Origin of the sequence: Deinococcus soli (ex Cha et al. 2016) (assembly GCF_001007995.1) — a bacterium.
Taxonomy (GTDB): domain Bacteria; phylum Deinococcota; class Deinococci; order Deinococcales; family Deinococcaceae; genus Deinococcus; species Deinococcus soli.
On sequence record NZ_CP011389.1, the window covers coordinates 3,001,550 to 3,022,942 of the forward strand.

The 21,393-nt window shown below is 70.6% G+C and carries 21 protein-coding genes; 6 read left to right on the top strand and 15 right to left on the bottom strand.

The window, feature by feature from the left end:
• Positions 1 to 93: 93 nt before the first annotated feature.
• From SY84_RS14560 to SY84_RS14580, 5 genes are all read right to left on the bottom strand, one after another.
• The gene (locus SY84_RS14560; RefSeq protein WP_046844602.1) at positions 94 to 1,227 is read right to left on the bottom strand and encodes a cysteine desulfurase family protein; all 1,134 of its coding nucleotides are present in this window, start codon (positions 1,225 to 1,227) and stop codon (positions 94 to 96) included.
• A 7-nt stretch (positions 1,228 to 1,234) separates the two neighbouring features.
• Positions 1,235 to 2,860: a PASTA domain-containing protein gene (locus SY84_RS14565; RefSeq protein WP_046844603.1), complete on the bottom strand. Its 1,626-nt coding sequence runs from the start codon at positions 2,858 to 2,860 to the stop codon at positions 1,235 to 1,237.
• A gap of 61 nt (positions 2,861 to 2,921) precedes the next feature.
• Positions 2,922 to 3,218, bottom strand: coding sequence for an AzlD domain-containing protein (locus SY84_RS14570; RefSeq protein WP_052751193.1), 297 nt, complete (start codon positions 3,216 to 3,218; stop codon positions 2,922 to 2,924).
• Positions 3,215 to 3,946 (bottom strand): AzlC family ABC transporter permease, encoded by a 732-nt coding sequence (locus tag SY84_RS14575; protein ID WP_046844605.1) that lies wholly within the window; start codon positions 3,944 to 3,946, stop codon positions 3,215 to 3,217. Before SY84_RS14575 ends, SY84_RS14570 begins: the two co-directional genes overlap by 4 nt.
• Positions 3,947 to 4,013: 67 nt before the next feature.
• A complete protein-coding gene (locus tag SY84_RS14580; protein WP_046844606.1) occupies positions 4,014 to 4,910 on the bottom strand; it encodes a zinc-dependent alcohol dehydrogenase in 897 nt (298 codons plus the stop codon).
• A gap of 21 nt (positions 4,911 to 4,931) precedes the next feature.
• Between SY84_RS14580 and SY84_RS14585 the strand changes: the two genes are divergently transcribed.
• On the top strand, positions 4,932 to 5,762 hold the full coding sequence (locus SY84_RS14585) for a MerR family transcriptional regulator (protein ID WP_245621354.1): 831 nt from the start codon (positions 4,932 to 4,934) through the stop codon (positions 5,760 to 5,762).
• A 20-nt stretch (positions 5,763 to 5,782) separates the two neighbouring features.
• Here SY84_RS14585 and SY84_RS16075 read toward each other — a convergent pair whose 3' ends face one another.
• The 3 genes from SY84_RS16075 to SY84_RS14600 all read right to left on the bottom strand — a co-directional run bounded on the left by SY84_RS16075 (position 5,783) and on the right by SY84_RS14600 (position 9,697).
• Positions 5,783 to 6,784 (bottom strand): helix-turn-helix transcriptional regulator, encoded by a 1,002-nt coding sequence (locus tag SY84_RS16075; protein WP_052751195.1) that lies wholly within the window; start codon positions 6,782 to 6,784, stop codon positions 5,783 to 5,785.
• A gap of 67 nt (positions 6,785 to 6,851) precedes the next feature.
• Complete coding sequence (locus SY84_RS14595; protein WP_046844607.1) at positions 6,852 to 8,243, bottom strand: hypothetical protein; 1,392 nt, start codon at positions 8,241 to 8,243, stop codon at positions 6,852 to 6,854.
• Between the two features lie 758 nt (positions 8,244 to 9,001).
• Complete coding sequence (locus SY84_RS14600) at positions 9,002 to 9,697, bottom strand: amino acid ABC transporter permease (protein ID WP_046844608.1); 696 nt, start codon at positions 9,695 to 9,697, stop codon at positions 9,002 to 9,004.
• Positions 9,698 to 9,910: 213 nt separating this feature from the next.
• Between SY84_RS14600 and SY84_RS14605 the strand changes: the two genes are divergently transcribed.
• Both SY84_RS14605 and SY84_RS14610 read left to right on the top strand, forming a co-directional pair.
• Positions 9,911 to 10,300, top strand: coding sequence for a DMT family transporter (locus SY84_RS14605; protein WP_046844609.1), 390 nt, complete (start codon positions 9,911 to 9,913; stop codon positions 10,298 to 10,300).
• Positions 10,297 to 10,620 carry an SMR family transporter gene (locus tag SY84_RS14610; protein ID WP_046844610.1) on the top strand — a complete coding sequence of 108 codons (324 nt, stop codon included), beginning with the start codon at positions 10,297 to 10,299 and terminating at the stop codon, positions 10,618 to 10,620. The genes SY84_RS14605 and SY84_RS14610 overlap by 4 nt, the downstream gene beginning before the upstream one ends.
• A 90-nt stretch (positions 10,621 to 10,710) precedes the next feature.
• Here SY84_RS14610 and SY84_RS14615 read toward each other — a convergent pair whose 3' ends face one another.
• Complete coding sequence (locus SY84_RS14615) at positions 10,711 to 11,478, bottom strand: ABC transporter substrate-binding protein (protein WP_046844611.1); 768 nt, start codon at positions 11,476 to 11,478, stop codon at positions 10,711 to 10,713.
• A 44-nt stretch (positions 11,479 to 11,522) separates the two neighbouring features.
• Here SY84_RS14615 and SY84_RS14620 point away from each other — a divergent pair, with 44 nt between their 5' ends.
• Positions 11,523 to 11,984, top strand: coding sequence for a TlpA family protein disulfide reductase (locus SY84_RS14620; protein WP_046844612.1), 462 nt, complete (start codon positions 11,523 to 11,525; stop codon positions 11,982 to 11,984).
• On the opposite strand, the gene SY84_RS14625 is transcribed toward SY84_RS14620, so the two are convergent.
• The 6 genes from SY84_RS14625 to SY84_RS14650 all read right to left on the bottom strand — a co-directional run bounded on the left by SY84_RS14625 (position 11,981) and on the right by SY84_RS14650 (position 18,051).
• Positions 11,981 to 13,093 carry a permease prefix domain 1-containing protein gene (locus SY84_RS14625; protein ID WP_046844613.1) on the bottom strand — a complete coding sequence of 371 codons (1,113 nt, stop codon included), beginning with the start codon at positions 13,091 to 13,093 and terminating at the stop codon, positions 11,981 to 11,983. The genes SY84_RS14620 and SY84_RS14625 overlap by 4 nt on opposite strands.
• Positions 13,090 to 13,419 carry a PadR family transcriptional regulator gene (locus SY84_RS14630; protein ID WP_046844614.1) on the bottom strand — a complete coding sequence of 110 codons (330 nt, stop codon included), beginning with the start codon at positions 13,417 to 13,419 and terminating at the stop codon, positions 13,090 to 13,092. Before SY84_RS14630 ends, SY84_RS14625 begins: the two co-directional genes overlap by 4 nt.
• A 186-nt stretch (positions 13,420 to 13,605) precedes the next feature.
• Positions 13,606 to 14,079 (bottom strand): hypothetical protein, encoded by a 474-nt coding sequence (locus SY84_RS14635; RefSeq protein ID WP_046844615.1) that lies wholly within the window; start codon positions 14,077 to 14,079, stop codon positions 13,606 to 13,608.
• Between the two features lie 126 nt (positions 14,080 to 14,205).
• A complete protein-coding gene (locus SY84_RS14640; protein ID WP_046844616.1) occupies positions 14,206 to 15,345 on the bottom strand; it encodes an NAD(P)/FAD-dependent oxidoreductase in 1,140 nt (379 codons plus the stop codon).
• Between the two features lie 187 nt (positions 15,346 to 15,532).
• Entirely contained in the window at positions 15,533 to 16,765 is a 1,233-nt protein-coding gene (locus SY84_RS14645) for an MFS transporter (RefSeq protein ID WP_046844617.1), read from the bottom strand.
• Positions 16,766 to 16,818: 53 nt separating this feature from the next.
• Positions 16,819 to 18,051, bottom strand: coding sequence for a GAF domain-containing protein (locus SY84_RS14650; RefSeq protein ID WP_157883010.1), 1,233 nt, complete (start codon positions 18,049 to 18,051; stop codon positions 16,819 to 16,821).
• A gap of 310 nt (positions 18,052 to 18,361) precedes the next feature.
• Between SY84_RS14650 and SY84_RS14655 the strand changes: the two genes are divergently transcribed.
• Both SY84_RS14655 and SY84_RS14660 read left to right on the top strand, forming a co-directional pair.
• The gene (locus SY84_RS14655) at positions 18,362 to 18,847 is read left to right on the top strand and encodes a (2Fe-2S)-binding protein (protein ID WP_046844618.1); all 486 of its coding nucleotides are present in this window, start codon (positions 18,362 to 18,364) and stop codon (positions 18,845 to 18,847) included.
• Between the two features lie 74 nt (positions 18,848 to 18,921).
• Positions 18,922 to 21,312, top strand: coding sequence for a xanthine dehydrogenase family protein molybdopterin-binding subunit (locus SY84_RS14660; protein ID WP_046844619.1), 2,391 nt, complete (start codon positions 18,922 to 18,924; stop codon positions 21,310 to 21,312).
• Positions 21,313 to 21,393 lie beyond the last annotated feature (81 nt).

Here is a 21,393-nt window from a genome sequence, read left to right on the forward strand (position 1 = left end):
GAACCGGTGAGGGGTGGGAGAGGAGACCCGCCCACTCACCACAGAGAGGCGGCCAGGTCAGTCCCGGCCGCCTCCCTGTTACGGGGTAGCCCGCTAGGCGCGGCTCCAGGCGGCGGCCTGCGTGAGGGCCTGCGCCGCCGCGCTGACCTCGGCGGGCGTGGTGGCCGCACCGAAACTGAAACGCAGCGACGCGCGGGCCTGCGTGTCGCTCAGGCCTACGGCGGTCAGGACGTGGCTGGGCTGCATGGTGCCCGCGCTGCACGCACTCCCGGCGCTGGCCGCCACACCCAGCATGTCGAGGTTCATCAGCAGCGCCTCACCGTCCGCGCCGCCCACCGTGACGTTCACGACCTTCGGACTGCTGTCCGGCGCGTGATTCACGCTCAGGTCCGGGATGCCCGCGACCTCCCGCATGAACTGCTCCCGCAGCGCGCTCAGGTGCGCCAGCGTCGCAGGCTGCGCCGCTGTGGCGTGACTCAGGGCCACGCCCGCCGCGTACACCCCGGCGGTGTCCTGCGTGCCGGGGCGCACGCCGCCCTCCTGCCCACCACCCAGCGTCACGGGGGGCAGCTCGGTGCCCCGGCGGACGTACAGGAAGCCCACGCCGCGCGGGCCGCCCCACTTGTGTGCGCTGAAGGTTGCAAACGTCACGCCCCATCCCGGCAGGTCCACCGGCAGCACGCCGGGCGCCTGCACGGCGTCCGTGTGGTACGGCACGCCCCGTGCGGACGCCAGAGCCGCCAGAGCCGGGGTGTCCTGCATCGCGCCCACTTCGTTGTTCGCGTGGTGGATGGACACCAGCGCCGTGTCGCTGCGCAGCGCGCCTGCCAGCTCCGCCGGGTCGTAGCGTCCGAAGCGGTCCGGCGTCAGGAATGTCACCGCCCAGCCCTGAGCCGCCAGGGCCCGCGCGGGGCCCAGCACCGCCGAGTGCTCGGTCGGCGTGGTGATCAGGTGCCCCGGCAGACCGTGCGCCTCCTGCCACGCCCGCGTGACCCCCAGCAGCACGTGATTGTCGCCCTCTGTGCCGCCGCCGTTGGCGATCAGCGTGCGTGGGTCCACCCCGAACGCCACCGCCACCCGCGCGCGGCCCTCCTCGAGCCGCTCACGGGCCGCCTGGCCCGCCGCGTGCACGCTGGCCGGATTGCCGGGCAGCGCCGCCGCCTGCGCGTACGCCGCCAGGGCCTCCGGGGTCATGGGGTGCGTCGCCGCGTAATCCAGATAGATCATGCGGCCCTCAGGGCGTGACGAGCGCGAAGTCCTGCCCGTCCCGCCGGATCACGAACACCGCGTCCCCCTGCACGCTGGCCACCGTGCTGATCTGCTTCCCGGCCAGCGCCCCGGCGTCCGCATTCAGGTCCAGTGCACGCTCGCCACTGTCGTCCCGCACCGCCAGCGTGTACGTCCCCTGCGGCAGGTCGCTGGGGAACGTGTACCGCAGCGTCACGCTGCGCGGCGCGGGCGCCGACACCTGCGGCGCCGTGTCCTGTGCGGGCACGGCCGGGATCTCCTGCGGCGCCGTGACCTGCGGGTCCGGCGTGACCGGCTCGGGTTCAGGCGCCGGTTCCGGTTCCGGCGCCGCGACAGGCGGCGGCAGCGGCAGGCTGCCCGCCGGGCGGCTGGGCGCGCTGTAGCGCGGCGCGGCGACCGTCAGGGTCACGGGGCTGCCGACCGGCACGCTCTTGAACGCCGCGGGCGTCTGCTCCAGCACCGTGCCCTCCTTCTTGTCGCTGGGTTGCGGCGTGACCTTCGTGACGACCAGGCCCGCGTCCCGCACGAACTTCCGGGCGTCCTCGTACTGAAAGCCCCGCAGGTCCGGCAGCCAGGTCTTCTTGCCCACGATGCCCGTGCTGACCATCAGCTGCACCGGCTGCCCCTGCTGCGCCGTCGAGCCCGGCTCGGGCAGCTGCGCCACGATCCGACCCTCCGGTGTGCCGGTCAGGGTGCCGTCCACCTTCACGATCTTCCCGACCGTCATGGCACTGCCTTTCAGGGCGTCGCGCGCCTGATCGGGCGTCATCTCCTCCAGGCGCGGTACCTCGATCGCCGGGGGGTTGTTCACGGTCAGCGTCACCAGACGCCCCACTGGCAGGGTCGAGCTGCCCGCCGGGTCCTGACGGATGACCGACCCGATCGCGCGCCCTGCTGCCTGCCCGGTCGTGTACTCCACCCGGAAGCCCTCACTGGTCAGCTGCCGCGCCGCGTCCTTCGCCGCCTGACCCACGACGCTGCTCACGGGACGCACCGGGGGGTTCAGGTAGATCTGCACCGCCTGCGCGCCCAGGTACGTCGCGCCGCCCAGCAGCAGCAGGCCCGGGATGAATGTCAGCCACGCGCCCGGCTCACGGCGGCGCTTCACGCGCGCGCCCTTCAGCGGGGCGAGCGTCACGGCGTTGCGCGCCGCGATGTCCTCGGCGGTGCGGGGCGTGCCGAGCGGCGTCAGGTAGGCGACGCGCGGCTCGTTGCCCTCGACGAGCACCTGCGCGTCCTCCAGCGCGTACCCGTGCTCGGCCAGGGAGACGGCCAGCGCCTGCACCTGATCTACGAGCTCCTGAGGGACGCCCTTGTGCGCCAGCGCGGCCTCCAGCGGCTGGCCGGTCACGGGCTGCCACACCGCGTAGAACGCGCCGGGCCGCGCGACCACGTCCGTCAGGCCCGCCGGGTTCAGGGCGCGCAGCGCCGTCCGGTACGCGTGGAAGGCCTGCCGGTCGGCGGGCGTCGCCACGTTGAACCAAGCCACCTGCCGCGTGACGCCCTCCGCCGCGCGGACCTCGGACAGCGTGACCGGGCCCTGCACGGACACCTCCCGCAGCACCTCGTACTTGCCGTCAATGACTTTCACCCTGCCCACCTGACCCGTCATGCGCCGTTCAGCATAGCGCGCGCCTCGCCCTGCACGCCGCAGCCCGCCTCACAGGGCCCTGTTACGCGCCCAGCAGCCGCGCCGCCCAGTACGCCGCGAAGCCTCCCAGGATGCCCAGCGCGAGGTTCCGAGTGCGCCACAGCAGCGCCCCGCCCACGGCGGCCCCGATCAGCCGCCGCGCCCACTCGGGGCTGCCCAGCACGTCCGGGACGATCAGCGCCGCGAACACACTGACCGGCACGAACCGCAGGAACGCCAGCCAGAAGGGCGGCAACTCCAGGCGACCCAGGCTGAGACCCACGAAGCGCGCCGCGTACGTCACGGCCCACATGAGCCCGATGACTAGCCAGCCGCTCACGCGCGGACCTCCGCCCGCCGCGTGCTGATCAGCGCGCCCAGCAGCGCCCCACCCACCCCGATCAGCAACACGACCAGTCCGCCCGGGAGCACCCGCCCCAGACCCCACGCGCCCAGACCGGACACGAGCGCCACGAGCACCGCCACGCGGCCCACCAGTAGCGGCACCAGCAGACCCAGGAACGCCAGCGGGAAGATCACGCCCACACCCAGCGCGTCCGGGTCGGGCAGCGCGGCGCCCGCCAGTGCGCCCAGCAGCGTCGCCGCGTTCCACGCCGCGAACAGGCTCAGTTCCGCGCCCAGCAGGAACCCCACGCTCAGGCCGCCCGGATCGCGCGGGCCCGCCACGAGCACCATGCCGTACGCCTCGTCCGTCAGGAACTGCGCCGCCACGGCACGCTGAAGGGGGCTCAGCGGCAGCTGACGCGACAGGCTCAGGCCATACAGCACGTGCCGCGCGTTCAGCACGAACGTCGTCCCCACCAGCGTCAGCGCCGCCGCCACGCCGGGCACGCCCCCACCCACGAACTGCCCCGCCGCCGCGAACTGACTCGCCCCGGCGAACACCGTGACGCTCATCAGGCACGTCTCCCACACGCTCAGGCCCCCCGCGCGGGCCGTCACCGCGTACGCCACCGCGAACGGCACCACGCCCGCCCACAGCGGCACCATCACCCGGAAGCCGCGCCCGAACGCGCCCCAGTCGAACCCCCGCCCCTGACCTGTCATGCCGCGCAGGCTACCGGGTCGGCACCGGCAGATGCGCGCCCGCCCTGCACAGCGCAGTGGCAGCGTTCTAGAGAAGGGGGGTCATCTCCCAGTCCACCAGCACGCTCACGGGCCGGTCCGGACTGTCCAGGCGGGCGTACAGGCCCGGCAGGTCGGTGGCCGCCACGGTCAGCGGGTACATCGCCTCCAGCACCGGGCTGACGTGCCGCCACCACCAGCGGGCGTGCGCGGCGTAGTCCTCGCCGTCACTGGAGGCCACGACGCTCAGCTCCTTGCGGTGAAAGTCCGGCGTCAGCGTCAGTGCGCCCCAGTTGCCGTCCGAGAGCACCACGCAGCGCCCACATGGCCGCAAGGCACCCAGCAGCGCGGCGAATCCGGCGGGGGCGGCGCTGCACTCCACGCCCACGTCGAAGGCGTCACTTGGCGCATCCTGTGGGGCGTAGACCTCGCGTGCGCCAAACTGCCGGGCGAGGGCCTGCCGATCGGCACGCGGCTCGATCACGCTTACGTCGTGAACGCCCGCGCGGGTCAGGTTGACCACGCTCAGCAGCCCCAGCAGGCCCGCCCCGGCCACCAGCACCCGCTCGTGCGGGGCAGGCTGCACGCGGCGCAGGCCCTTGGCGGTCTCCTCGGCCAGGATTACGCTCAGCGCCGCCCGGTCCGGCACGTCGTCCGGGACGGGAATCACCCGCGCCGCGCCGTGCACGCCCCACGCCGCGTGCCCCAGCGTCGTCACGACCCGCGCGCCCACCGGCAGCGTCACGCCCGGCCCGGCTGCCGTGACCGTCCCCAGCGTCTGATACCCCAGCGGGGACGGAAACGGCCCGCCCTGCAGCACGCTCAGTTCCGAGGCGACACTCAGGGCACTCAGGCGCGTCTGGACGCGCACCTCGCCCGGCCCGACCTCGCGCGGCGCGAGCGGCTCCCAGCGCGGCGTGAAGGGCGACGCGGCAATCAGGCGCATGTGCCCAGTCTGCCATCCCGCTTGACCCTCACGTGGCGGGAGGGCCTACGCTGCCCCTCAGGAGGTTCCACCCTGGACGAGACGCGCTGGACGGTGGGGGAGGTCGCGGCCCTGACGGGCGTGAGCGTGCGCACCCTGCACCATTACGACGAGATCGGGCTGCTGCGCCCCGCCGAGCGCAGCGGGAGCAATTACCGCCTGTACACGCTGGGCGATCTGGCGCGGCTGCGGCGGGTGCTGACATGGCGGGCGCTGGGCGTGCCGCTCGCGGAGGTGGCGGGCGTGTTGGACGCCCCGCCGGACCTGGAACGCGAGGCCCTGCGCGCGCACGCCGCGCGGCTACGCGAGGACCTGCGCCGTGCCGAGCACACGCTGCGCCAGGTGCAGGCCCGCCTGGACGCCCTGGACGGCAGGGCAGAGGAGAGCACCATGAACAACGAGGACGTGAAGGCTGTTTTCGACGGGTTCGATCCCGCGCTCTACGAGACCGAGGTCCGTGAACGCTGGGGCGACACGGACGCCTACCGCCAGAGTGCCGCGCGCACCGCCCGGTACAGCAAGGCGGACTGGGGGCGCATCCGAGCGGAGATGGACGGCATCACCGCCGGGTACGTGGACCTGATGGACGCGGGCGTGCCCCCCACGGACGGGCGGGCGCAGGCGGTCGCGGCGCGGCACCGCGCGCATATCAGTGGGGCGTACTACGACGCCTCGCCGCAGATGATGCGCGGACTGGCGCAGATGTGGGTGGCGGACGAGCGGTTCACACGCAACATCGACCGGGCGCGGGCCGGACTCGCCGCGTACCAGAGTGCGGCGGTGACCGCTTGGGCCGACGCGCAGGACGGGTAAAGGGGACCCCTGCCCGCCGGTCAGGCCGCGCCGTGCTGCATGAAGCGGGTGGGGGTCTGCGCGGCGACCTCGGCAGCCTCGCGCGTGAGGCGCTGCCACGCGGCGCGCACCCCGTCCGGGCCGAGCACCTGCACCTGCGGCCCCCAGGACAGCAGCCACGGGAGGACGCTGCGGGGCACGCCCCCGGCGTCATGCGGGACGAGCAGGGGCGCGTCCACGCTGCCGTCGGGGTTGATGCTCGGCTCGCCCAGGCAGGCGTGCCCGCCTTCCAGCACGCGGAATGCCGCCTCGCCCATGAAGCGCAGGGTGACCGTCACACTGTCCGCTGCCTGGGTAGGTAGCGGCGTGACGGGCAGCGCGGGCGTCTGCCCCGGGTCGAGGAGATCGGGCGTGAAGGTGCCTGCCTCGGGCGTGACGTGCAGCATCCGGCTCAGGCGGTACGTGCGGACCTCGCCCGCGTGTTCGGGGTCGCGGCCCACGACGAGCAGGTCGCCGCTGACCGGGTGCGCCTCGATCCGCAGGGGGTGCAGCCGCGCGGCACGCCGCACCCCGGGCTGCCACTCCTGGAAGCGGATGGGGCGGCAGGCCAGCCATGCCTGCGTGACAGCGTTCAGGGCGAGGTCGGAGGCGGCGGGGCGCGCCGTGACGTGCGGGCGGGGCAGGGCCGCGCGGACGTGTGCGGGCAGCGCGTCGGCCAGCGCGGCGCGCAGCGGGGCGAGGCTGGCCGCCGGTTCGCTCCCGCGCGCCGCGAGGGCGTCCAGGCCGCGCAGCAGCGTCAGGCGCGCCGCGTCGTCCAGCTCCGGCGTGCCGATCACGTACCTCTGAGGCGGGCCGGGCAGGACGCGCAGCTCAGGTTCCAGCGTCTCCAGTTCGCGCAGGTCGCGCGCCGTGACGGCCAGGGTCTGCCCGGTGGCCGCCGCGAGTTCCGCGACGGTGTGCGGCCGGGCGCGCAGCAGGCGGGCCAGGAGGAACAGGCGCTGGACGGGGCTCTGGACACGCTCGGGCTGCTCGTCGGAGGTCATGCCCCCAGTCTGCGGAGCGGGTGTCCGCGAAACGTCCATGTTTCTGAGAATTGCTGATCAGTAAAAATTAACCGGGTACTTCAGCCAGCACCCGCTCCTCCCGCCACTCCAGCACCCACGGATCGAAGCGGCCCTCGCAGAAGAAATCCTCCCGCCCCCGCCCCGGCAGCGTCGGTTCCTCCCAGCGCGGCGCGTCCGACAGGCGCAACACGCCCCCGTCCACCGTCAGCGCCCCCGGCCAGCCCAGCAGCTCGCGCAGGGCCGCCACCGCCGCACTCAGCGCCTTACGCCGCGCGGTCGGCGTCTTCCCCGGCAGGTCCAGCGCGTCCAGCGCCCGCTCGCGCGACACCTGCCCGCCCGCCGTCACCAGCAGCGCCAGCAGGCCCGCCTCGGGCCGCGTGGAGCGCAGCGGCAACTCGTCCCCGGACATCCACACCCGCACCGGCCCGGCCAGACTGACCCGCACCGTCCACTCCGGCGGCGCGAACGTCACCACCCCGTAGTGCTCCAGCAGCGCGGGCAGGTACGCGCGCACCCACGACCACCGCAGCGTCGCCAGCTGCGCGCGGATGCCGTCCCCCGGCGGCAGCGGCTCGCCCCCCGCCTGCCGGGCGCACTCCGCGCGGGCCAGCCAGGAGAGGGTCCCTGCATGCTGCGAGTAACTGTCCGCGCGACTCAGGGCCTCCTGGGCGCGTGGCAGATCCCCCGCGTGCAGGTACGCCAGCGCCAGGTGGTTGAGGATCGCGTGCCGACCCGAATCCAGCACCCGGTGCAGCGCGGCTGCTTCCTGCGTCATCAGAACGGCCTCGAACGTCTGCCCCATGAGGGCCAGCGCCTTCGCTCCCATGACCAGCGTTGAGGCCAGCCGATCGGGAGCAGAAATGTGCTCACGGGCTGACATGGCCGTCTTGAGCGTGATGGGATATTGAGCCAGACTCATGGTCAGCGTCGAGGCTGAAAGAAACAACTCCGTCGCCAGGAGGCCCTCTCTTGCCACCGACTCTGCCCTGCGCAGCGCACTCAGAGCAGCGCCCGGCTGATTGGTATCGAGAGCGATAGATACGAGTGACCGGTAGATATAAGTAGAGGACGTCGGGTCGTGCCGCAGGTCACCCAGCGCCCGCGTGAGTTCGGTGGTCGCCTCGCCCAGGTCGTGATGATGTTGCAGGTCGAACGCGAACTGAACGCGGGCCATGCCCCGGTAGAAGGGGAGGGATTCAGTAATCTGAAACCTGTACAGCTCCTTCCAGTGGGGGTGATCGAGCATGGCGGCGGCACCCGCCAGCTGCGTGAGGGTCAGCGACCGGGTGGGGCCATCGGGTGCCTGCAGGACGCTGAAACGCGCGAGGTTCAGGGCCACTTCGCTGCGCCGGTGAATCAGGTGCAGGTGCGCCCGGAACGGCAGGAGCTGTTCGGCAGGTCGGGTTTCCAACAGGTCGTCGAGCTGGCGGTGCTGCATGCCCCGGAAGTAAAGCCAGGCCAGGGCGAGACCGCCTTGCTCACTGCTGATCCAGACCTGCGGCACCTCGGGCAGGGCCGCGATGACCGGGAGTACGTCTGCTGCCCTACGTGCGTGTTGTGCTACCTGGATGAGGTGATTCAGTGTTCCCTCTGCGTCGTCACGGAGCAGCAGGTGACGGAGCGGAATCAGGGGATCTGGCACAGCGAGAGCTTAGCGGGCTTCGACTAGCTTCGGGGGCGATCGTCATCGGTTGCGAGCAGAGGTACGTTCCACGGATGCGCGGTGTCGGTGAACAGGCGGAAGATCCAGATCAAAAAATACGCTGAAAACATAATAAAGCTCCAGTCGCGGCCTGTCCGGTATCCGTGGGATGCCGGATGGTCTGGGCCGACTGTGGGTGGGGGAGGTGGCGCGGCCAGCGAGGCGGGATATCACCCGCTTCGGGCCGCCAGTGGGCGTGGAGCGCCGTTCACCTCAGGCGTAGCTGGGGTGAAGGGTTCAGGTGGAACGTGGATTGAATCGGGAGTTCAGGGTCGGTCAGGGATGTCCTGACGACTATGTAAATTATAGAACAATGTCATGTATTTCGCAAATAGCAGAATGGGGGTAATGGGCAATGCGCCACCTCATGCATCAGCCACACGCCACATCGCCGACCTCACCCCAGGCGTGCAGCAGGCCACAATCCCTACCGCCCCATGAAAAACGGCAGGAAAAAAGGCGGCCCACGCCACCTCGATTCCCCAACCCCGCCTTCAGATCACGCGCCGTTCCGGCAACGTCACGCCCCGGCTCAGGCGCGCCTCCAGCCCGCGCACCACCCGCGACAGCACGAACGTCAGCCCGAAGTACACCAGTGCCAGCACCGCGTACACCTCGAACTGTCGGTAGGTGGCGTTCGTGATGTACCGCCCCTGACTGAACAGCTCCTGCAACGTCACCGCGCTCGCCAGACTGCTGCCCAGGATCAGGCTGATGAACTCGTTCCCCAGCGCCGGCAGCGCCACCCGCCACGCCTGCGGGAGCACCACGAACCGCAGCGCCTGCCCCCGGCTGAGGCCCAGACTGCGGGCCGCCTCCGCCTGCCCCGCCGGAACACTGCTGATCCCACCGCGCACGATCTCACTCGTGTACGCCGCCGAGTACAGCCCCAGCGCCAGCACCGCCGCCGGGAAATCCGGCAGGGTCACGCCCAGCGTCGGCAGGCCGTAATACACCACCGACAGCAGCACGATCAGCGGAATGCCCCGCACCACTGTCACGTACGCGTCGCCCAGCCGCCCCAGCACCGGCACGCGCAGCACCCGCGCGGCCCCCAGCGCCGTGCCGACCAGCACCGACACCACCAGCGCACACACGCTCACCGCCAGGGTCAGGCCCAGACCCGACAGCAGCAGACGTGGGTACTCCCCGGACAGCACCGTCCGGAACCCCTCCAGGACCTCCGTCACAGGCGCGCCCCGCTGGGCACGACACCACTGGAAACCATCACGTGGACCCCTTCACCGCCCCACCATAGGACACAGGCACGCCCACAGGAGCCCCCTCTTCACGAAAGGTGCATCCTCACCCCATCCCCGCCACACGACCCGGTACGCTGAACGGCAGAAGCCCGGGGCGGCCCCGACCACCCCCACGCCCGCCCCACGGAAGGTGATCCACACATGCGCGCCTGGCTGTACCTCCTGACCGCAATTGCCCTAGAGGTCAGCGGCACCCTCAGCCTGAAACACCTGCACGACCAGCCGCTGACGCACACGCTGCTCACGTACGCCCAGCTGACCGGCGCGTTCTATCTGCTCTCCCGCGCGTTCCGGCAGATCCCGGTCGCCGTGGCCTTCGCCACCTGGGAAGCGCTGGGCCTCCTGAGCCTCACCGTCCTGGGCGCCACCCTGCTGGGCGAACACCTGCCCCCCACGCACCTGCTCGCGCTGGGCGGCCTGCTGCTTGGCAGCGCCCTCCTGAGCCGCGGCACCAGGCAGCCCACGACAGACGCGCAGACCACGGCAGCCCAACCGGCCCGCCCCGCGCCCACCGGCGGGCAGCCCGCATGACGGCCACCACCGCCCTCCTGATCCTCGGCGCCGCCGCGCTGGACGTCCTGGCGAACGTCCTCCTGAAACGCAGCGACGGTCTCGCCCGGCCCGCGTACTTCGTGGGTGCCGTCCTGACCGTCCTGGCCGCCTTCAGCCTGATCGGCCTCGCCGCGCGCGACCTGCCGGTTGCTGTCGCCTACGCCCTCTGGGGCGGCCTGGGCATCGTCACCACCGCCCTGCTCAGCAGGCACATCGACGGCGCCCGCCTGACCCCCACCGGCTGGGCAGGCCTCGCCCTGATCCTCGGCAGCCTCGCCGTCCTCAGCCGCACCCCATAACACCGCATCCCACAACGCATCACCCCTCAACACAGCGGGGCCGGAGGTTGGATGGACACCCCACCCCCCCTCCGGCCCCCGCTGACGCCGTTACTTCTGCACGATCCACTTCTTCAGCAGGTTCTGGTACTCCCCGCTGGCCTTCAGGCGCGCCAGGGTCCTGTTCGCGGCGGCCGCGAGATCACTGCCCTTCCTGAACACCATGCCGTAATCCTCGGCGGCCAGGTCCTTCCCGGCCTGCTCGAACTGCCCCGGCAGGCGCTTTTTCAGGTCGTCCACCGTCGGCGCGTCCCCCACCAGCGCCGCGATCCGCCCGGCGCGGACATCCGCCAGTCCCGCCGCGAAATCGTCATACACCTTCAGCGTCGCGCCCCTGGGCTTGAGCGTGTCGTTCGCCACGAACTGCCCCGTCGTGTTCCCCTGCACGCCGATCACCTTCCCCTTCACGCTCGCGGGCCACGCGAACTTCCCGGGGTTCCCGGCCCGCACGATGAACACCTGCGCCGACCGGAAGTACGGCTGGCTGAACGACACCACCTTCGCCCGCTCCGGCGTGATCGTGATGCCACTCATGGCCATGTCCACCCGGCCCGACGTGACCGCCTGCGGCATCAACGCCCCGAAGCCCACCGCGCGCACCTCCAGCCGCACGCCCAGATCCTTCGCCACCGCCCGCGCAATATCGATATCGAAGCCCTGAATCGTTCCGTCCGGCCCCTTGAACTCGAACGGCGCGAACGTCGGATCGGTCCCCAGCACCAGCACGCCCGTCTTCTTCACCTCGGCCACCGTCGCCGCCTGGGACACGCCCGCCACCGCCACGCCCAGCACCGCCGCAATCATCACGAAACGCTTCATGCGCCCAGCATAGGCCTGCCCCGCCCGTCCAGTACGCTGCCTGCATGGATTGGCCCGCCCCCACCGACTTCGTCCACGGCGACCCCCTCCCCCCACCACAGGACTGGACGCGGCCCGGCCTCGTCATGACCTTCAACCTCGAATGCCCCGGCTGCGTCTCCCGCGGCATCCCGTTCCTCAAACGCCTCCACGCCGAGTTCGGCGACGCCGTCCACCTCCTCGCCGTACACACCAGCCACGGCCACCGAAAACTCCCCAGAGAGGACGTCGAACCCACCCTGAAGAAATTCGCGCAGACCTACGCGAAACTCCCGTTCCCCGTCGCCCTCGACCTCAGCGGCACCCTCGCCCGACACTGGCACACCGAAGGCACCCCCCACTGGCTGGCCTTCGCGCCCGGCGGTGACCTCATCCGCAGCGTGTACGGCAGCCAGGAGAATGCCCAGACCAGACTCCAGTACCTCCTGGAAGAATGGACCGGGCGCGGCGCAGAGGATCGGGCTTAACGGGCGTCGGACGTCGCCTGATCGGGCACGAAGATGCCGGACTTCAGGTCGTTCAGAGGCAGGTTCGTGATCCGCACGAGCAGGGCGTTGCGGCGGCCCCCGGACAGGTACGGCCCGAGCTGATCGAGGCTGGAGACGAACTGGAGCTGCCGGTCCCGACTGTGGACGATCAGTTGACCGCGGGCGTCTACCTTGCCCGTGTCCACCATGAAGCTCGTACCGCCGCGACTGGTGACGAGCATGACGGCCTCGCCCGTCTTGAGTCCCGTCGAGATCAGGTGCTCGGGGCTGGTCTTTGTCCCGACAAAGTAGCTTCCCCGGACGGGCTGGCCGACCAGCGCCGACAGGAACACGCTGTTGCTGGAGTTGTAGAACGCCGCGCCGATGTCCTCCGTGCCCGCGTTCAGCAGGAGAGTGGCGTCGCCCACCTGCACGTGGGGAGAGGTGTACCCGCTGAACCGAACGGAACGGGCCTGAGTCAGAAGGTCGACGACACTGCTGGCGTCGAAGAATGTCGCGCCGTCACGGGTAAATCGCGCGTTGACTGAATGGCCCGCCAGGGCCAGCGACCGGCCGTCCCGGCTGAGCGTGACCCCCTGGGCATCCAGGGCTCGGGTGACGTCGGTGCCTTTCAGGAAGACGCCCTGATACATCTTGGCGTCATTGAACGTGTAGCAGGTGATGCCGCCCTTCTCGCTCACGATAGTGATGTCGTTTCCAGAGGGTTTCGTACCGCGCACGCAGCTCGGCTTGACAGGTGCGGCTCGGATAACGGTGAGGGTCGTACTGGTGGCGCCGCTGCCCGCAAGGGCGTAGAGTCCGGCGCTGATGCCGAGGGCGAGGGTTGCGGCGGTCAGGATGAGTTTCGGCATGGTGTACACCTGTGCCATGCCCAGGGTCACGTGGGCGGGTGGACCGAGTTCGTGGATCGCCTGGGCGGTGGCCTGAGTGGGGGTGAGGCCGGTCAGGGTCAGGTGGTCGGCGCGCGTCAGAATGTGCTCTTCGAGTTCGTCCCAGAGTTCCTGGCGGCGCGCTTCGGGGAGGCCCCAGGTGGCGCGGGTCAGGTACGCGGTCAGCGCGTGGGGGGTGGTGTGGGCGGCGGTGGTCACGTGCCGGTCCCGCCGAGGCTCTGGACGGCGCCGGTGAAGGCGGCGAATTCCTGGCGTTTGGCGTTCAGGGTGTCGCGGCCCCGGTCGGTGAGGGCGTAGTACTTGCGGGGTTTGCCGTTGCGGCCGGTTTCGCCGTGCTGCGCGGCGAGGAGGCCTTCGGCTTCCAGGCGGTGCAGGGCGGGGTAGAGGCTGCCTTCCTTGAAGTCGAAGTACCCGCCGGTGCGGTCGCGGGCGGCCTGGATGATCGCGAAGCCGTACAGGGGTTGCTGTTCGAGGAGGGTCAGAAGGATCAGGTCGAGGTTGCCGCGCAGCAGGTCTGGGTTCATGGGTGCTCCGGGTGGGGCTTTGGCCGCGTGGCGTCCCGCGTGGTTGCCGCCCCTGCATAGCTATGTCTATCTACATAGTCTGTCTTGGTTGGGATTCTGTCAAGCCCAGTCTGTCTATGTAATCCGGTTACAGGAAAGCCCCAGCGCCGGAGTCGGCAGGCTGGGGCCTCGTGGTGACAGCGGTCTTCAGGGGGTCTGTTGCTCGACGTTGACGGTGCTGCTGTCGGTGTCCTCACTGACGACGTCAGGAGCCGTCTCCGTGTAGGTGCCTTCCTGTTCAGCGGCCGCTTCGGCGTCGCCACGGTCCACGTAGCTGAAGGTCTTGCCGTTCAGGCTGGTGACAGTGAGGGTGTAGTCGCTCAGGCGGTTCGGGTCCAGGGTGATGACGCTGCTCTTGATCGTGTCGCCCATGTCCTGGCTGATCGCGTAGTCGCCCAGCAGGGCGGAGGTGCAGGGCTGGCCGTTCAGCCCGGCCGGGAGCTGCTGGGGCGTGGCGGTGGCGCGGGCGCGTTCGAGCGCCTGGATGCACTGCGTGCGGAAGTACAGGGCGTTGTCGATCTTCAGCTGCTCGGCGCGGTCGGCGTTGTGTTTCTCGAACATGCCGCTGCAGGAGGTCAGCGCGGCGGGCAGAGCCAGGATCAGCAGGAGGGGAAGGCGCATGACCCGAGTGTAGAGGCCAGGGGAACAGCCGGAGACCGCAGGTGTGGACGGTAGGCCAGAGGGCCTACAGCGCAAAAGACCCCCGGTGCCACGCGGGGCTCGGGGGTCCTGGGGCATGAACTGGCTTCAGTCGATGCTGATGCGCCAGCGCCATTCGCTCGCGCGTTTCATGACGTGCGCGATGCCGCCGGTGATGGCGAGCTTCTGGTTCCAGGGGAGTTTCATCCAGCCGACGGCCATCAGACCGCCCAGGCTGACGAACTCGCCCAGGGTGGTGGGCTCGTAGGACTCGGGTTCCTCGCCGCGTACGAGGCGCATGATGTTCTTCCCGGTCAGGCGGCCCTGCTGCCCGGCGTGCTGCGCGGTGGTGGGGACGGGCTTGCCTTCCTGGTTCAGCGCGAGGCCCATGTCGCCGATCACGAACACTTCGGGGTAGCCCTTGGCGCGCAGTTTGTCGTCCACGGCGATGCGGCCGCCGGGGCCTTTTTCCAGCTTGCTGCCGCTGACGATGTCGCGGGCCTGGATGCCGCCGGTCCAGATGATCTTCCCGGCGCTGATGGTCTTCTGCTCGCCGCTGGCGGTCTGCACGGTGACGGTGTCGGCGGTGGCCTGCGTGATGCGGTGCCCGACGAGGATGTGAATGCCGTAGTCCTCGAGGGTCTTCTGGGCCTTGGCGCGCAGGGCGTCGTCCAGGATCGGGAGGATCTTGGGGCCGGCTTCCACGAGGTAGATGTTGAAGGGGGGCAGGCCGCGTTCCTTGGTCAGGAGCTGGGCGCGCTGGGCGAGTTCGGTGACGAGTTCCACGCCGGTGAGGCCAGCGCCGCCCACGACGATGTCGCGGTTGCCCTGGTACTCGGTGGTGTAGGCGCGGTTGACGAAGTTGAAGATCTCGTCGGCGTCGCTGAGCTGCTTGAGTTCGGAGGCGTTCTCGGCCAGGCCGGGGATGCGGTAGAAGTTCGTGACGCTGCCCAGGCCCACGACGAGGGTGTCGTAGGTGAGGACGCGGCCGTCCTTGAGTTTGACTTCCTTCTCGTCAAGGTTGACGGCTTCGACCTGTGCCTTTTCGAGGTTTACGCCGGTGCCGCGCAGCAGGGGCGCCAGCGGCAGCGTGACGGGGGTGTTGTGGGCGGCCGCTTCGTGCAGGCGGGTTTCGAAGGTGTGGTAGGCGTTCTGCTCCACCATCAGGGCTTCGAGGCCGGGGGCGGGTTTCATTTTGGTGGCGACGGCAAGGCCGGAGTAACCAGCACCGAGGATGAGGGTCTTCATGTCTCTTTCTCCTGTGAACGAATTCACGAGTCGAGTGGGAGTGCTCCCACCGGCTCATAAACACCGCTGGAAGCCTCCGGCCTCCACACGGCAACAGTGTACATCTTACACCAAATACACCTGAAGGCGCCCACACAGTGTCGTCTCGTCTAGCGAGACCGTTCATGTCCAGCCTTCTCCCGCCCCGCTACCCCCGTCCCCCCGCGATCCGCGCGGCGTCCGGCGTGCCCCGCAGCGCCCGCATCGCCAGCGCGCCCAGCAGCGGCCCCAGAGACCACAGCGCAAACAACCCAGCCCAGCCCAGCCGGGGCAGCAGCAGCGGTACCAGCGCGATCGTCACGGCCGTCAGCGTGAACCCCAGGGCCAGCTGCGCCGTCATCGCCGTCCCCACGTACGGCCCCGGCGCGATCTCACTGATGACCGTGCTGAACTGCGCGCTGTCCGCAACGATCCAGAACCCCCAGAACAGACTCAGCGCCAGCACCACCCCCGGGGGCGGGTCGCCCCACAGCAGCAGCCCGGCCAGAAGCAGCGCCGCGCCGCCCGACAGCCACATGGACAGCTCCGTCAGGCGCGTGCGGCCCCAGCGGTCCCCCAGCACGCCCCCCACCACGCAGCCCAGCGCGCCCACCCCCACCACGCCGAAGGTCGCCAGCGCCGCGCCCCTCAGCGCGTCCGGCTGACCCGCCCCGCTCAGCACCCCGCCGAAGAACAGCGCGAACCACGTCCACATGGCGTACAGCTCCCACATGTGCCCCAGGTACCCCAGGGTCGCCAGGGCCGGGCCACGAGCCGTCAGGACCCGCCACGCCTGCGCCGGACGGAACGGCGGGGCCTTCGTCGCCAGCGGGCCCGGCGGCACCGGCAGTGCCAGCAGCCCGCCCAGCGCTGCCAGCGCACTCGTCACGCCCACGACCACCCGCCAGTCCGCGCCGCCCAGACCGTTCACGAGATGCGGGCTAGCCGACCCCAGTGTCAGCGCCCCCACCATGACCCCCAGCGCCAGCCCCCGCCCCCGCGAGAAGTAGGTGCTCATGGCCCGCAGCGCCGGGGGGTACACGAGCGCCAGCGCCGCCCCCACGCCCGCGCGGGCCAGCAGCGCCCCCCACAGGCCAGGGTGCAGCAGCAGGGCCGCGTTCGCGCCCGCCGCCAGCAGCGCCCCCACCGCGATCAGCACGCGCGGCTGCGCCCGGTCGGCGAGGTTCAGCGCGGCACTCAGCACCGCGCCCAGCACGAAGCCCAGCTGCACCGCCAGCGTCAGCCACGACCCCTGAACGGCGTTCAGGCCCCAGCCCTCACGCAGCTGCGGCAGCGCGGCGGCCGCGCTGAACCACGGGCTCATGCCGAGCACCACGCTCAGGGCCAGCAGGATCAGCGCGGCGGTCGGGGACAGGCGGGCGGCAGGAACAGGTGGGGTCATCGGGCGCCCCCCACCCTACGCGACCCGGACGCCGACGGCCGGGGTCTCGGCGGTCAGGGGGCCGCGTCCAGCGCCGCGCGCCGCGCCCGCACGATCGGGCGGCGGTGATCACCCTCCGGCAGCAGGGTCTCCAGGGTGTCCAGGCACTCCGGGTCGTCGAAGCGCGACGCGTACCGCCACAGCAGGTCCGGGTCCCCCGACCGGCATACCGCCCCCCGCAGCGCCGCGTCCAGGTACTCGCGCCAGTACGTCAGCAGCGGCGACGCCGAGTGCGGCAGCAGCGGCCCGTCGTACAGGTCGGCGGCCTCGCCCACCCGCCCGGCCAGCAACAGCTCCTCGACGCGCTGCACGTCCAGCGTCAGCGGCACGCTCAGGCGGTACGGCCGCGACGCGATCTGCCCGCCCAGCAGCGCGCGCAGCGTGCTCACCTCTGACTTCAGGGTGCTCAGGCTGATCGGCTGATCCCCGTACACATGCGCGTGCAGCGCGTCCAGGCTCAGGCCGCCCGGGTTCAGGGCCAGCACGCACAGCAGTTCATGCTGCCGGGGCGTGAGGTGCAGGTGCTGCCCGCCGAACGTCACGCGCGCCGGCCCGCAGAACGCGAGGTTCAGCGCCGCCGCCGGGCTGCGCGGCCGCCCCCCGATGGCCTGCTCGATCTGCGCGGCGTAGTGCCGGGCGCTCGCCAGTCCCAGCGGCGTGCTGTGCTCCCAGGTGCTGCTGATGTCCAGCACGCCCAGCAGCGCGCCCGTACCGGTGTCGCGGATCGGGCTGGAGTAACACACCCAGTCGTGCACGGTCTGCACGTAATGCTCGGCGCTGAACACCCGCACCGGCTGGCGCGTGCGCAGCGACAGCGCCAGGGCGTTCGTGCCCACGCTGCCCTCGCCCCACTGCCCGCCCGGCACGAAATTCACGCTGCGGGCCAGCCCGGTCATGCGCGCGCTGCCCTGCGTCCACAGCAGCGTGCCGTCCACGTCCCCCACCGCCACGATCAGGTCGGCCTCCTCGGCCAGGCGGCGCAGCTCCGGGATCAGGCCGCGCACGCCGTACTCCAGCGGGCTCTCCTGCCACGCGTGCTGCACGTCCGCCTCGGCCTTCACGGGCGCACTGACCCGCTCGGGCGGCACGGTCAGCGACGAGCGCGCCCAGGACGCCGCGACCTCCTGCGTGACGGGCGTGTCGGCGGGCACCTGCGGGTCGGCGGGAGCAGGCGTGGGCTGCCGGGACACGAAGCGGTGCCAGGCGCGGATCAGGTGCTGCCGTTCCAGCGTCAATCTGTCGTTCATGGCGCGACCTCGTGAGGCGGCCAGCGCCGCGCGGAATCAGGGCGGCCCACCGTGAGGCGCGGTGGAGCGGCGAACAGCGGGTGATGCCCCCACGCTAGCACTCCCGCCGCCCCGGGAGGACACGCGGCCCGGGGCGCGTCTGTACACCCTGGTGGGGGAGGGCAGGCGCCCAGGCGCATGGGGGCAGGGGCAACTGTGCCCGCCCGCGCACCCTTTTCCAACCTTGGTGTGTTTAGATGGGGACGGTCAGACAACTCAGCTTCCACCCCTCTGGAATCCCTTCATTCCACCCCGCCCGTGGGAGGCCCGCATGAACGTCACCCTGACAGTGAACGGCAAGACCTACACCCGTGACGTGGAGCCCAGGACGCTCCTCGTCCACTTCATCCGCGAGGACCTCGGCCTGACCGGCACGCACGTCGGCTGCGACACCAGCCAGTGCGGCGCGTGCACCGTGCACGTGAACGGCGACGCCGTGAAAAGCTGCACGCTCCTGGCCGTGCAGGCGCAGGGCGCCGACGTCACCACCATCGAGGGCCTCGGCACGCCCGGCGACCTGCACCCCCTCCAGACCGGCTTCTGGGAGGAACACGGCCTCCAGTGCGGGTTCTGCACGCCCGGCATGATCATGGCCTCCGCCGAACTCCTCAAGCACAATCCCAACCCCAGCGAGGACCAGATTCGCCACCACCTTGAAGGCAACTACTGCCGCTGCACCGGGTACCACAACATCATCAAGGCCGTGCAGCACGCCGCCGGTGCCATGCAGGGCGCCTCCCAGGCCGCCGACGACTGAGGCCGGGGCTCTGCCCTGAGCTCGCGCGCCACTTCCGACCAGACCACAGCCCACTCCCAGGGAGGCATCACCCCATGAGCGAGACCCGGACGGACAAGTATTTCGGTCAGGCCCTCAAGCGCAAGGAGGACCCGCGCTTTATCACAGGCACCGGCAACTACACCGACGACATGGTGCTGCACGGCATGGTGCACGCCGCGATGGTGCGCAGCCCCTACGCGCACGCGAAGATCACGGGCATCAACACGGACTCCGTGAAGGACATGCCGGGTGTGATCCGCGTGCTGACCGGGCAGGACGTGCAGGACGCCGGGCTGGGCAGCATCCCGGTCGGCTGGCTGCTCCCGGACCTGAAGACGCCCGCGCACCCCGCCATCGCCCTGACGGAAGCGAACCACGTCGGGGACATCGTGGCGGTCGTGATCGCCGAGACGCGCGCGCAGGCCGAGGACGCCGCCGCCGCGCTGGAAGTCGACTACGAGGCGCTGCCTGCCGTGGCGACCACCCACGCGGCGCTGGCCGACGGCGCGCCCCTGGTGCACGACGACGTGCCCGGCAACGTCGCCTTCCACTGGGAGATCGGGGACGAGGCCGCCACCACCGAGGCCTTCAGGGGCGCGGCCCGCACCGTCCGCGTGAAACTGCGCAACCACCGGCTGGTCGCCAACCCCATCGAGCCGCGCAGCAGCCTCGCGCAGTTCACCCCGGCGGGCGGCGACTACCTGCTGTACACCACCAGCCAGAACCCCCACATTCACCGCCTGATCATCGCGGCGTTCGTGATGAGCATCCCCGAACACAAGCTGCGCGTGATCAGCCCCGACGTGGGCGGCGGCTTCGGCACGAAGATCTTCCAGTACCAGGAAGAGGTCATCGTGCTGCTCGCCTCGCGCCTGATCGGCCGCCCCGTGAAGTGGACCGCGCGGCGCAGCGAGGCCTTCGTCAGCGACGCGCAGGGCCGCGACCACGACACCGAGGCCGAACTGGCCGTCAGTGAGGACGGCAAGATCCTGGGCTTCCGCGTGAACACCCACGCGAACCTCGGCGCGTACCAGACGCTGTTCGCTCCCGCCGTCCCCACGTACCTGTACGGCACGCTGCTGAACGGCGTGTACAAGATGCCCGCCATTCACGCCAAGGTCACGGGCGTCATGACGAACACCGTGCCCGTGGACGCCTACCGCGGCGCGGGCCGCCCCGAGGCGACGTACCTCATCGAGCGGATCGTGGACATGGCCGCGCACGAACTGAACATGGACCCGGCCGAACTGCGCCGCCAGAACTTCATCCAGCCCGACGAGTTCCCCTACCAGACGCCCGTGGCGCTCGTGTACGACAGCGGCGACTACGAACCCGCGCTGGATCAGGCCATGCAGTTGATGAACTACACGGCCCTGCGCGACGAACAGGCCCGCATGAAAGGCGGGAAGAAGATCCTCGGCGTGGGCCTGATCTCCTTCCTGGAAGCCTGCGGACTGGCCCCCAGCGCCCTGGTCGGGCAGCTCGGCGCGCAGGCCGGACAGTGGGAATCGAGCCTCGTGCGCGTGCACCCCACCGGGAAGGTCGAACTGTACACCGGCAGCCACAGCCACGGGCAGGGCCACGAGACGGCCTTCCCGCAGATCGCCGCCGACGAACTCCAGATTCCCATCGAGGACATCGAACTCATCCACGGGGACACCGGCCGCATGCCCTACGGCTGGGGCACCTACGGCAGCCGCTCGGCGGCGGTGGGCGGCAGCGCCCTGAAACTCGCGCTGCAGAAGATCACCGCGAAGATGAAGAAGATCGCCGCGCACCTGCTGGAAGCCAGCGAGGACGACATCGAGCACGAGGGAGGCGTGTTCCGCATCAAGGGCGCGCCGGACAAGAGCAAGACCTTCTTCGACATCGCCCTGATGGCCCACCTCGCGCACAACTACCCCGCCGACCTGGAACCCGGCCTGGAAGCCACCGCGTTCTACGACCCGAAGAACTTCGTGTACCCCTTCGGGACGCACATCGCCGTCGTGGAGATCGACACCGACACCGGCCACGTGAAACTGCGCGGCTACGGCAGCGTGGACGACTGCGGGCCCCTCATCAACCCCCTGATCGCCGAGGGACAGGTGCACGGCGGCGTCGCCCAGGGCATGGGCCAGGCGCTGCTGGAAGAGGCCGCGTACGACGAGGACGGCAACCTGCTGGCCGGGACGTACATGGAGTACGCCATGCCCCGCGCGGACGACGTGCCGTTCATCCAGCACGGCCACACCGTCACCCCCAGCCCCCACAACCCTCTGGGCGTCAAGGGCATCGGCGAGGCCGGCACGATCGCCAGCACCGCCGCCGTCGCCAACGCCGTCATGGACGCCCTGTGGCACGAGGCGGGCATCGCGCACCTCGATATGCCCTACACCGCCGAGAAGGTCTGGCGCGCCCTGAAAGACGCGCGGGCCAGCCAGCCGCAGGCCGCCGACGACTGAAGCGTCGATGGGTGAAGGTTGATGGTTGATAGACCATCCCTTCTCCATCGACCATTACCTTTCAACCATCACCCCATCCCG